Source organism: Paenibacillus sp. J22R67 (assembly GCF_059692175.1).
Map to the genome: position 1 here is coordinate 654,745 of NZ_JCAUAX010000004.1, position 12,111 is coordinate 666,855.

11 protein-coding genes are annotated in these 12,111 nt (G+C 45.7%); 10 read left to right on the forward strand and 1 reads right to left on the reverse strand.

Translation table 11 applies throughout. The features are described 5' to 3' along the window. Positions 1-406 precede the first annotated feature (406 nt). From AC58VC_RS19120 to AC58VC_RS19165, 10 genes are all read left to right on the forward strand, one after another. The gene (locus AC58VC_RS19120) at positions 407-1,399 is read left to right on the forward strand and encodes an ABC transporter ATP-binding protein (protein WP_497370595.1); all 993 of its coding nucleotides are present in this window, start codon (positions 407-409) and stop codon (positions 1,397-1,399) included. Positions 1,400-1,426: 27 nt separating this feature from the next. After that, entirely contained in the window at positions 1,427-2,386 is a 960-nt protein-coding gene (locus AC58VC_RS19125; protein ID WP_497370417.1) for an ABC transporter ATP-binding protein, read from the forward strand. 26 nt (positions 2,387-2,412) lie between these two features. Next, on the forward strand, positions 2,413-4,077 hold the full coding sequence (locus AC58VC_RS19130) for a peptide-binding protein (protein WP_497370418.1): 1,665 nt from the start codon (positions 2,413-2,415) through the stop codon (positions 4,075-4,077). A 49-nt stretch (positions 4,078-4,126) separates the two neighbouring features. Next, the gene (locus AC58VC_RS19135) at positions 4,127-5,092 is read left to right on the forward strand and encodes an ABC transporter permease (protein ID WP_497370596.1); all 966 of its coding nucleotides are present in this window, start codon (positions 4,127-4,129) and stop codon (positions 5,090-5,092) included. A gap of 4 nt (positions 5,093-5,096) precedes the next feature. Beyond that, positions 5,097-5,969 (forward strand): oligopeptide ABC transporter permease, encoded by an 873-nt coding sequence (gene opp4C / locus AC58VC_RS19140; RefSeq protein WP_497370419.1) that lies wholly within the window; start codon positions 5,097-5,099, stop codon positions 5,967-5,969. 254 nt (positions 5,970-6,223) lie between these two features. Beyond that, on the forward strand, positions 6,224-7,081 hold the full coding sequence (locus tag AC58VC_RS19145) for a MurR/RpiR family transcriptional regulator (RefSeq protein WP_497370420.1): 858 nt from the start codon (positions 6,224-6,226) through the stop codon (positions 7,079-7,081). 1 nt (position 7,082) lies between these two features. Further along, positions 7,083-8,102: a serine hydrolase domain-containing protein gene (locus AC58VC_RS19150; RefSeq protein WP_497370597.1), complete on the forward strand. Its 1,020-nt coding sequence runs from the start codon at positions 7,083-7,085 to the stop codon at positions 8,100-8,102. A gap of 34 nt (positions 8,103-8,136) precedes the next feature. Continuing rightward, positions 8,137-9,453, forward strand: a complete 1,317-nt coding sequence (locus tag AC58VC_RS19155) for an ABC transporter substrate-binding protein (RefSeq protein WP_497370421.1) — start codon at positions 8,137-8,139, stop codon at positions 9,451-9,453. A 22-nt stretch (positions 9,454-9,475) separates the two neighbouring features. Further along, the gene (locus tag AC58VC_RS19160; protein WP_497370422.1) at positions 9,476-10,405 is read left to right on the forward strand and encodes a carbohydrate ABC transporter permease; all 930 of its coding nucleotides are present in this window, start codon (positions 9,476-9,478) and stop codon (positions 10,403-10,405) included. A gap of 15 nt (positions 10,406-10,420) precedes the next feature. Further along, on the forward strand, positions 10,421-11,245 hold the full coding sequence (locus tag AC58VC_RS19165; protein WP_497370423.1) for a carbohydrate ABC transporter permease: 825 nt from the start codon (positions 10,421-10,423) through the stop codon (positions 11,243-11,245). Positions 11,246-11,332: 87 nt separating this feature from the next. Here the strand turns inward: AC58VC_RS19165 and AC58VC_RS19170 are convergent, their stop codons facing one another. Then, on the reverse strand, positions 11,333-12,016 hold the full coding sequence (locus tag AC58VC_RS19170) for an MBL fold metallo-hydrolase (protein WP_497370424.1): 684 nt from the start codon (positions 12,014-12,016) through the stop codon (positions 11,333-11,335). Positions 12,017-12,111 lie beyond the last annotated feature (95 nt).

A 12,111-nucleotide genomic window follows, 5' to 3' on the forward strand; every position in this document is an offset into this window, starting at 1 on the left:
CGCTATTACCCTGTAAAGGCACGATTCCAGCGAGGGAGGGGAACTGGGTTCCCTTATTTTGTCGATTTCACGTGAGAAACGTGCCGTGGAGGGTAGATAACGCCCTGTAGTTCCGCTTAGAGAGGAAACAGCTCGTTTTCCATCAAATAGAGGATCACAGTTCCCATAATAAAGCCTAGGTGGGATTCGTGTTAGGTTTTCGAGGATTTGCATCAAGCTTGACGGGGGTTTATCCGTCAGGCTTTTTTATTTTTTCATCATTAGTAACCGCATTCATTTTTAATTGACTGTTGGTAAAATAGTTGGTGACAAACTTATGAATATTCTGGTAATATTTCCTTGTGGAATTATTTGTAACACAAATATGTAATGATAGCTAACATTGAATAGGTCATTAACTAACATCATGTATTCTCGAAACGAAGGGAGAGCTATTTTGTCCGAAGCAATCTTGGAAGTTAAATCTCTTAGAACCGTGTTTAAGGATAAAAAAAGCGAAAGAACGATTGTAGATGGTATCGATTTTGAAATTGGCCCCAACGAAGTGGTTGCATTGGTTGGTGAATCAGGCTGCGGGAAGAGTATGACCTCGCTGTCCATTATGCAGTTACTGCCTCGTATGGGCACGATTGCAGAGGGGGAAGTTCGATTTCGAGGGCGCAACCTGATAGGCATGAAGAAGCGGGAGATGACGCGCATTCGTGGGCGGAAAATCGCCATGATTTTTCAGGAACCAATGACATCCTTGAACCCGGTGTTGACCATTGGTGTGCAGATAACAGAGGCGATAACTCGCCATTTGGGAGTGTCCCAGAAAGGTGCGGCTGACGTCGCGGATGACTGGCTGCGCCGAGTCGGATTTCCTGAACCGGCGCGTATTCGTAAGGAATATCCGCACCGATTGTCAGGAGGGATGCGCCAGCGTGTCATGCTTGCCATGGCAATGGCTTGCAAACCTGAACTGCTAATTGCGGATGAACCGACGACTGCGCTCGATGTGACGATTCAAGCTCAGGTTCTTGATCTAATCCGGGGATTAATCAAAGAAACCGACATGTCCGTCCTGTTTATTACTCACGATCTAGGCGTAGTAGCCGAAATGGCGAACCGCGTTATTGTGATGTATGCCGGACAAATTGTGGAAAACACCGATGTCAAAACGTTGTTTGCCAATCCGCAACATCCGTATACGAAAGGGTTGCTTAGATCTACTCCGCGTATGCATGGAACGATGGATAAGCTGAATCCGATCCCGGGTACTGTGCCATCGGCAGGTTCCTTCCCGGCTGGATGCAGATTTGCAGATCGCTGCTCGATGGCGCAGGCGGGGTGCCGCTCACAGATGCCGGAGCTGCGCAGTGTGAGCAAGGATCATCAGGTCCGTTGCCTGCTGGTGTAGTACACAAATGGAAGGGGGATCGAAATCGTGAACGCTCCGCTACTCGAAGTGAAGGACCTCCGGAAGCATTTTCCGTTCGGGGGCAGTTTTAGGAAGAAGGGCGTCGTTAAAGCGGTGGATGGCGTCAATTTGACCGTACACAAAGGAGAGACGCTCGGAATTGTCGGAGAATCGGGCTGTGGGAAATCGACGGTAGGCAGACTCATTTTGCGTCTGTTGGATTTAACAAGCGGCGAAATCCATTTTAATGGCGCGAATATCGGTGAGTTGCGTGCATCTGAGCTAAGGCCCATCCGCAAAGATATGCAGTGTGTTTTTCAAGATCCCTACGCCTCGCTCAACCCGCGAATGACGGTTGGCAAAGCAATTGCCGAGCCCTTATTCCTGCAAGGCGGGTTGAGTAAGTTGGATGCGATGAAGCAAGCTGAAGTGCTGCTGGAAACGGTAGGCTTGAGCGCGCAATCTGCTAGACTTTATCCCCATGAATTTTCCGGAGGCCAAAGACAGAGGATAGCAATTGCCCGAGCAATTTCGTTGAATCCCAAGCTAATCGTGGCAGATGAGGCGGTCTCTGCCTTGGATGTATCCATTCAAGCACAGATCGTGAACTTGCTGGATGATCTTCAACAGCACTCTGACATGTCCTATGTATTCATCTCTCATAATCTTAGCGTAGTCCGTCATATCTCGGATCGTGTGGCGGTTATGTATTTGGGTCAAGTGGTAGAAACGGCCAGCAGGGATCAATTGTTTAATAGTCCTAGGCACCCGTACACACAAGCTCTGTTATCTTCTGTGCCTGAACCTGATGTGAATAGGAAGAGGGAACGGATTATTTTAAGAGGAGAAGTGCCAAGTGCTGCTAATCCGCCACAGGGATGCACGTTCCATACCAGGTGCCCGCATGCCGTGGATAGATGCAAGATCGACAAGCCTATCGTTAGGGAAGTTGAGCCAGGTCATTATGCTTCCTGCCATTTCATATAAAACCAGAGTGTGAGAGGGGAAATAACATGTTGAGAAAGTCTTACGGCAAGTTATCGAGTATCGCAATGGCAACTGTATTGAGCTCTGTTTTATTGTTATCTGCCTGTAGTTCTGACAAGCCTGCTGCAAGCGAAAGTTCAACGAGTCCGACAACGACGCCGACACCTGCTGCTGCCAAGGCGGAAAAGATCGATGGTGGAGAGGTAATTACAGCTTATTTGGGCGACCCGCAGGGTTTCATTCGTTTCTGGGCAACCACGACGACATCCTCAGAAGTCATCGATCTTGTCTTCAGCTCTCTCTATGATTTTAATGAAAAACAGGATATCATACCGGATCTGGCGGTCGGCCAGCCAACGTTCTCGGATGACAAATTGACAATGACGATTAAAATTCGCACGGATGCCAAGTTTTCCGATGGAACACCTGTAAAAGCGGATGATGTCGTATTCACCTATAACATTCCGCTTCATGCCGATTACAAAGGGCCTCGCAAAGGGACTTTCGAAAAGGTGACCAAAGTGGAAAAGATGGACGAATCCACGATCAAATTTACTTTTAAAGAGCCTCATGCAGGTTTTATCGATATGATGCCTTACAACATTCTCCCGCAGCATCTTCTGAAAGATGTGGCCATCAAAGATATGGACAAGTCAGAATTCTTCAAGAAGCCGATTGGCTCCGGTCCTTACAAGCTTGATGAGTGGAAGCAAGGGCAATACTTGCGCTTTACACGCAACGATACTTATTTTGCCGGCAAGCCAGCGATTGAAAAGATAACGGCCAAGATTGTTCCAGATGCTAATGCGATGATGGCGCAGCTGCAGACTGGAGAGGTTAACGTCATTGGCGTACCCGCTGACAACCTGGCGGTTATTGAGCAATATGCGAAAACTTCTGGTAAATTGCAGCTTCTCAAGGGGATTAACGCTTCTTCTTACTCCTATGTTGGTTGGAACTTAACGAATCCATTGTTCCAAGACAAAAGGGTGCGCCAAGCTCTTACCATGGCTATCGATCGCAAAGCGATTGTAGATAGTGTAGCTGAAGGTCAGGGGCAAGTCGTTCACACGCAAACGCCTCCGTCTTACTGGACTTTCACAGATGACGTACCGAAGTTCAACTACGATGCTGAAAAAGCAAAGAAATTGTTCTCAGATGCTGGTTGGAAGGACTCTGACGGCGATGGCGTTCTGGATAAAGACGGCAAGAAATTCGAATTTGAAATGCAGAATATTCAAGGCAACAAAATTCGTGAGAAAGCGATGACGGTTATCCAGCAGCAGCTTAAGAAAGTTGGTATCACTGTCAATACTAGGATTGTAGAGGCGTCCGCATTCACGAAGAACTTCCAAAGTAAAAATTTCGAATCGATTTACTACGCTTGGAGCATCTCGGGTGACCCGAATCCGCAAGGGATATGGCACTCTTCTGAAATCGAAAGCGGGTTGAACACGGTTTCTTATAAGAATGGAGAAGTCGATAAGTTGATTGAAGAAGATTTGAGAACGTTTGATAAAAACAAGCGGAAAGAGCTGCTTGCCAAAGTTGATGCTCTTATCGCGGAAGATCAGCCTTATACGTTCCTGTACTCGCCTACCGTCATTATGGCCTATCCAGCAAATTTGACTGGTTTCAATCCGGCGCGGGATGGTTTGAAGGAAATTGAAAAGTGGTATTTCACCAAATAAAAAAGCTGAAATCGAGTTCGTATCTTTTATAAGAAAGAAGTGAATGTCGTTGGCTCTCTACGCACTTAGGCGTTTGTTGAACGCTATTCCTATTCTGTTCGGCATCACGATCGTTATCTTCATCATCATCCATATGGCGCCAGGTGGGCCACTCTCCGCTTTGGCTGAGGATCCGACCATTAAAGCTGCAGACATAGAAAATATGAAGAAAGCTTATGGCTTGGACCAACCCTTAACCGTCCAATACTGGCAATGGATTAGTGGAATGGTGCGGGGAGACTTCGGTACTTCTTTTCTGAAAAATGAATCGGTAACCCATGTGATCTGGGATCGACTGCCCAATACGCTGCTTCTGACGGTTACTAGCTTCATCCTGTCGATGTTGATTGCTTTCCCGATTGGTATCCTGTGTGCGTTTAAGCCTAATTCTAAATTAGATCAATTCGTATCCGGGTTGACGTTCACGGGTATGTCGATTCCGAGCTTCTTTCTCGCCATTTTACTCATGATGTTATTTGCTGTAAAACTGGGTTGGTTGCCTTCAGGTGGTTTAAAGACAATCAATGCTCCGTTTAGTATTATGGATCGAATCAAACATTTAATTATGCCCATTACGACAATGGCCATCGTCGAGGTTGCGATTTGGACTCGCTACATCCGTTCGAGTATGTTGGAGGTTATTAATCAAGATTACATGCGGACGGCGAAGGCCAAAGGGTTGTTTGATCGTAGAGTGTTTTCCGTTCATGGTCTTCGAAATGCCATGATTCCGCTAGCCACGTTATTCGGACTTAACCTTTCCGGATTCTTTGGCGGTGCGTTGATTATCGAAACTATTTTCTCAATCCCTGGCATGGGTCGTTTGTTTACGGAGGCGGCCTTCCAACGGGATTATCCGGTACTTTTTGCCATCACGACAATCGTTTCTTTCCTATATGTACTAGGCAGCTTGGTGGCTGATATGTCGTATGCGATCCTTGACCCGCGTGTCAGTTTGAGCAAAAGAGAGGGGTGACCCTATGAATGTAGTGCTTTCCACGAATAAATCGGCAGTTACCCTTCCGAAAAACCGTTCATGGGAACGTTATAAACGCAATAGGTTAGCTGTAATAGGTTTAATAATATTGGCTCTATTAATCATTATGGCGGTGCTAGCACCAGTCATTGCCCCGCATGATCCAGCGGAACAAGATCTGCTGCAACGTCTTAAACCGCCAAGTATGTCCCATTGGTTCGGGACTGATGATCTCGGCAGGGATATGTTGAGCCGGACACTTTATGCAGCGCGGGTTTCTCTTTCAGTAGGTATTTTTGCGGTGTTGTTCAACGTTATTATTGGGGTTATTGTAGGCTCGCTTGCAGGTTACTATGGAGGCAGAGTGGATTCCGTGTTGATGCGTTTTGTTGACATTATGAACTCTTTTCCAACGCTATTCATTCTAATAACGGTTGTTACACTGCTGAAGCCAAGTTTATTTAACATCATTGTTGTGCTGGTGGCCTTTGGTTGGATGGGGAAGTCCCGTCTATTAAGAGGGCAGATTCTAACGGTTAAAAATCGTGAATACATAGATGCAGCCAGAACGATAGGGATGTCCGATTTTCGGATTATTGTACATCATGTTCTGCCTAATGCGATTGCGCCGGTCATTGTCTCTGCGTCCATTCAAATGGGGGCGATGATTCTGACGGAATCAACGCTGAGTTATCTCGGTTTAGGTATTCAACCTCCAACGGCAAGCTGGGGGAATATGCTGCAGAGTGCGCAGACATTGACGATCATGATGAAAGCTCCTTGGGTGCCCATTGTTCCAGGATTTATGATCTTCTTAACGATCATGTGCTTCAACTTTGTTGGTGATGGCTTGCGCAACGCTTTTGATTCTCGTTAATGAAATGTGAGGAATCCCGATGCATATCGGGGTTTTTATTTGTTTAGTAGGGATAATGTAAGCGTTCTATGATAGAAATGAGTTGCTGAAATACAAGAAAGCGTTTTTACAAGTGATAGGTTACATAACACCGAAGAAATAAAGTTTCAATAAAGTATTTACAAAATGAAATAAAACTCGTTATAATGAGAAAAGTAAGTCAGCTTTATTAACATTGAAATAATTTATCGATAAAACCATTGAGGATGTTGCCTATGTTAAAGGGTGGATTAGTGAGCATCGAAGCTGCTATGGCAAGCTTAACGCCAAGTGAGCGCAAAGTTGCACAATATATTTTGGAACATCCGCAAGAGGTAGTTAGCCTTTCGGTACAGAAGCTGGCAGAGTTTGCCTGTGTGAGTGAAGCGACAATCATTCGGCTCTCGCGCTCGCTTCATTTTAAAGGGTTTCAGGAACTTAAGATGCGAGTCGCTGGGGATTTATCACAGACATCATTACCGACAGAAGCCTATCAGGAAATAAATGCGAACAGTTCGGTAGGGGAACTCATTAAATCAGTCACAACAAACAATATCGTTTCGATTCAAGATACACTGACCGTTCTCTCGCCGGAAAGTGTAGAGAAAGCGATACAAACGCTAAGTGCAGCAAGGAAGATTGGTGTCTTCGGCGTCGGAGCCTCAGGGGTAATTGCAGAGGACTTCAAGCAAAAGCTATCACGGATTAACCGTTGGTGCGAGATTGGGACAGGGTTCGATGCGCAAGCTACCATTGCAGCTAACCTGCTTCCTGGTGATGTAGTTTTTGGTATTTCCTACACGGGTCAAACAGAGGATATGATTCGTTCCCTCGCTGTAGCGAAGAAAAATGGTGCAGTGGTCATTACATTGACTAGATTCGGAGCTAATCCGGTAGCGGAACTTGCTGATATTCAGCTTTTTATAAGTACCTTGGAGAAAAGTATTCGCAGCGGGGCAATGGCATCAAGGATTGCTCAACTGAATGTTATAGATATTTTGTATGTAGGAATCGCTGGCTGTCATTACGAGGAAAGTGTGAAATCGCTGGATATGACTCGGCAAGCAGTTAGTGTGGGGAAACGCATTGGATAAAGTGGATCGTTTGGTGGAAGGTTGGTTGCAAGAGGGGTTATTGCCTGGAGCAGTTCTGGACATCACGATATCGAACCGTATTCGATTCCAAAAATCTTATGGTTCTTTCTCTAATGGTACCAAGAAGTGCCCGATTCGCTTGAATACCTTGTTTGACATTGCCTCCTTGACGAAGGTGACAGCACTACTACCGGCGATACTCATTCTAGTAGCTAAGGGTGCAATTTCGTTAGATGCTCCTGTACAAAAGTACTTGCCTGCATTTCGGCACTCTTTAGTAAGCATTCGTCATCTATTGCAGCACGCATCCGGGTTACCTTCGGATTTGCCTGTTAGACCGCGTGAGGAGAAGCGGCCAGCGCTGCTTGCGGAAATCTTTGCGCAGGAGCTGCAATTTTTGCCTGGTGAAGATATGCGGTACAGCGATCTCGGCATGATCCTACTTGGCATTATTGTAGAACGTGTAACTGGCGAGACGCTTGATCGCTTCGTTAAGCAGTATGTATTTGATCCACTTGGGATGTGTGATGCCGTTTATAATCCGGAAGATAAGCTGATAGAGCGAGTGGCTGCTACGGAATTTGTAAATGGATCTTTCATTATAGGTGAAGTTCATGATGAGAAGAGTTTCCAGATGGGTGGAGTGTCCGGAAGTGCGGGGTTGTTCGCTACGGCAGACGATTTGACGCGTTATGCTAGATGGTTGTTGGCGCCGGAAAGTTGCGACTTACTACCTCCATCGCTAATGCGCGAAGCTACTGGGCCTTCGGTTCGAGGTCGCGGGTTAGGCTGGGAAGTTAGCGATGCTCCAGCTTATGTGCCGAGTTGCGGTGTGAGTTGGCCTTCGCGTAGTTTCGGTCATACAGGCTTCACTGGAACGAGCTTGTGGATAGAACCTGAACAAGAGATAAGCGTGGTATTCCTAACGAATGCCGTTCATCTTGGGAGAAATAACAAGATTCGAGAATTGCGTCCGATTTTGCATGAAGCGGTTTGGTCCTCTTGTCGTTCTGGAGGTTAAACATAGATATGAAAATTAAAGGGAGGCTTTTTTTATGAAACGTTTATTCAGTGGGGCAGTTTTAACGATGGTCGCAGCATCCTCCATGCTTGTAGCATGCAGCAGTAACACCGCAACGCCAAGTGCAACCTCTGGTACAGCAAGTACAGCAAGTACTGCACCAACAACAGCAGCAGCGCCACAGGATAAAGTAAAGCTGACAATGGGGAGCTGGCGTACAGAAGATACAGAAGCTTACACAAAAATCATTGCTGAGTTCAAAAAGAAAAATCCGAATATTGATATCGAGTTTAAACCGACCAAGAATACAGAGTACAACACAGCTCTGAACACAGGTCTGCAAAGTGGGAATGGTCCTGATATTATTCATCTTCGTCCTTATGCCGCAGGTGCAGCTTTGGCAGATGCAGGCTACTTGGAGCCATTGACTAATGTTAAAGGAATGGATGTATTCTCGAAGGATACATTGCTCGCTGCTACGGGAACTGACGGTAAAGTATACGGTGTTCCGACCGTTTTCAGCTCAACGCAAGTGTTTTATAACAAGAAAATCTTTCAAAAATATAATCTTCAAGAACCTAAGACATGGGATGAACTCCTAAAAACTGCAGATACATTGAAGAAAAATAAAGTAACGCCTTTCGCGTTTGGTTCCAAAGAAGGATGGATTCTTTCGCTGACTGAAGGGACGCTTGGACCGTCTGTTTATGGGACTGATTTTATGAAGAAAATACTTAGCGGGGCTGCGAACTTCAAAAGTCCGGAGTATGTGGGTTCCATTAAAATGCTGAAAGAATTGACGCCTTATTTCCCTGATAATTATGTAGGAATCGGCATGGACGATATGAGAAATATGTTCGTTACTGAGCAAGCGGCTATGATGGTTATGGGAGATTGGGAATATGCCGTCATGAAGAAAACGAATCCTGATCTGCAAATGGATGTATTCCCAGTTCCGCCAGTGAAGGCAGATGGCAAACAAACAGTAACGACTTGGGTAGATGGATCTTTCTCCGTCAATGCGAAGTCCGCTCATAAACAGGAAGCTCTGAAATTCATGGAATTTTTGACGACGAAAGAGTTCGGATCGCTTGCTGTGAATGAATTGCAGAAACCAAGCACGATTCCAGGTGTAGCAGCCAATGATCCGTTGGTGGCTAAAATCGCCAAAAATGCCGATACAATCTCCACGCCGTACGCTGCAGTTGTATATTTTAATGCAGGCAACCCAACGACGAAAGCTACATTAGAGAATTCAATCCAAGGTATGTATTTGAACAAATTGACGCCGGAGCAAGTGACAGAGGAAGTTCAAAAGAGTGCAGATACATGGTTTAAACCAAAGAAATAAGTAAAGAAAAGGTGTTGGGGACATGAATAACTTGGCCAAAACGTCCGGGTGGAAAAAGGGAGCAGTTCATCTGTTCCCGGTCCCTGCCCTCGCAGTGTATATAATGTTCGTTATTTACCCGATTCTTTCCGCATTTGGTTACAGCTTTTATGATTGGAAAGGTCTCGTCCGTGGAGAGTTCGTTGGTGTAGGCAATTTTGTGAGCTTGTTTACGAAAGAACCGTTCAATCATCTGTTTTGGAACGCATTTGGCCATAATCTTTATTATTTTGCTGTAGAGATGGCTGTGCAGAATGTACTTGCATTTGTGCTTGCTTATCTTGTTTATAGTAAAGTTAAAGGTTCTAATTTCTTGAAAATGGCCTATTTTTTGCCGAGGCTGCTGTCTGTCATCGTGGTGGGTTTCTTGTGGAAGCTTATGCTCAACCCGAATAATGGCGTCGTGAATGTTATGCTCAAAAAGATAGGCCTTGTTTCATGGGCCAAGCCTTGGTTGGGTGATCCGGCTACGGCTTTAACCTCGATAACAATCGTCAATAGTTGGTTTGGCGTTGGTTTCTCAATGTTGATCTTCCTTGCCGGTTTACATGCGATTTCTACGGAAGTTATTGAAGCGGCCAGGTTGGATGGCGTCAAAGGGTTTCGATTAATCCGCTCGATCATCCTGCCGATGATGAGTCAGTCCCTGATCATTATCACTGTTTTTACGTTTATCCATGCTTTCGAAGCCTTCGAGTTGATCTATGCGATGGAAGGCTCGCAAGGTGAGCCCTATAACTCAACAGACACGTTGGCTGTATTCTTTTATCGCATTGCTTTCGGTGGCTCGTCTGGCGGAGATTCGGTTGCACTTGGTCTTGGTTCGGCATTGGCTGTTGTACTATTTTTCATTATTGCAACGATTTCCGCTTTGTTCCTGTACTTCACTAGGAACCAATCGGCTCAGCATTAAGACAGGAGGCGGACCATGAAAACCAACAAAACAGTTCGGGGACTCCAATACGCTGCGGCGTATTTGGGGGCACTGGTCAGTTTGTATCCGATTTTTCTGATGCTGACCTCCTCGTTGAAAACAAATATCCAAATTTTGAAGAATCCAATGTCATTGCCGACTTCCATATCGTTTGCGGCGTACAGTAAATTGGTGCACCAAATACCATTCTTCACTTATTTTTGGAACAGCCTTGTAGTAAGTGTTGTGTCCGTAGTTCTTATATTGCTATTTGGTGTTATGGCTTCCTTCTATATTGCCAGATACCCGTTCCGCTGGAATGGAGCTTTGTTCTTTTTCTTCCTCTTGGGTATGATGATACCCATAAAGCTTGGGATCGTACCTTTGTTTCTTTTAATGAAGAAACTCGCGATGTTGAATAGTATTTGGTCGCTCGTTAGTGTGTATACGGCAATCGGAATGCCACTCGCGATTCTTATCTTAACGGGCTTCTTCAGGACGCTCCCGAAGGAGCTCGAAGAAGCGGCGCGTATCGATGGTGCCTCTGATTTCGGTGTTATGTGGCATGTGTTACTGCCGTTGATACGCCCAGCGATAGGGACTGTAATGATTATGAACTTTATCATGGCATGGAATGATTTCTTTTTTCCGCTCATTTTCATACAGGATGATATGAAGAAAACAATACCGGTTGGTATGTTATCCTTGTTCGGGCAGTACTCGACAGACTTAAGTATGCTATTCGCTGGACTAACTTTAGCTTCTGTGCCGATGATGATTATTTTCTTCTTGGCTTCCAAACAGTTCATGGAAGGCATGACGGCAGGAGCGGTCAAATAATTCCGCATTGTATTGAGAGAACTACAAAAAGAACCTCCGCATCCACGAAAGTAGTGGATACGGAGGTTCTTTTATTTAGGAAGCTAACTAGCTGCTCACTACTGGTCCCGCAGTTACGATTTCCTGCAGACGTTCCTGCAAATTGTCGGTGCAAACACCGCCGTGGAATGTGATGATTGCTTCAAGTTCCAGCTCTTGGAACTTGGTGATGGATGCCAGTGCTGTTTCCTGATCCGGTGTGTAGGCGGGGTTATAGGATTGCAGAACGCCGTCCTTAGCTGTTAGAGCATCGCCTGCGATTAGGGTTTTGCTCGGAATATGATAATAAGAGGTATGATCCGGTGTGTGACCCGGCGAATAGATAACTCGAATGCCGCCGGCAAACGGTAGAATATCGCCGTCTTGCAGCGCGACGTCGACCTTGACAGGCGGGGCGTGCTTTTTACTCTTAACGAGCGGGATTTCTCCAGCTAGATAAGGTACGGCTGTTTCGTGGGCCAACACTTGAACCTGGTCACCGAGGGTTTGAACCAGCGCCGGCAGGCTGCCGATATGATCCATGTCTTGATGGGTTATGATGATTTTGGTCAACTTCTCGAAAGGAATTGATAATTCCCCAAACGCGGCACGAATCAGCTCCAGTTGGCCGGGGATGCCAGTATCGATGAGAATGACGTCTTGATCGTCCCACAGGATGGTCGGGATGAAGGGGTTGCTGCTGTTTGCTGCGCCTAGCTGAATGGTTGTAATACCTGAGCCCAATTGAACCAATTCGAACACCGCCTAATTAAAATTGAATACTCTCTTATTATTCCTTTATTGTCGTGGAAAAACAAGTTCTGCGTATTGGGATAAAAGGGAGGTGG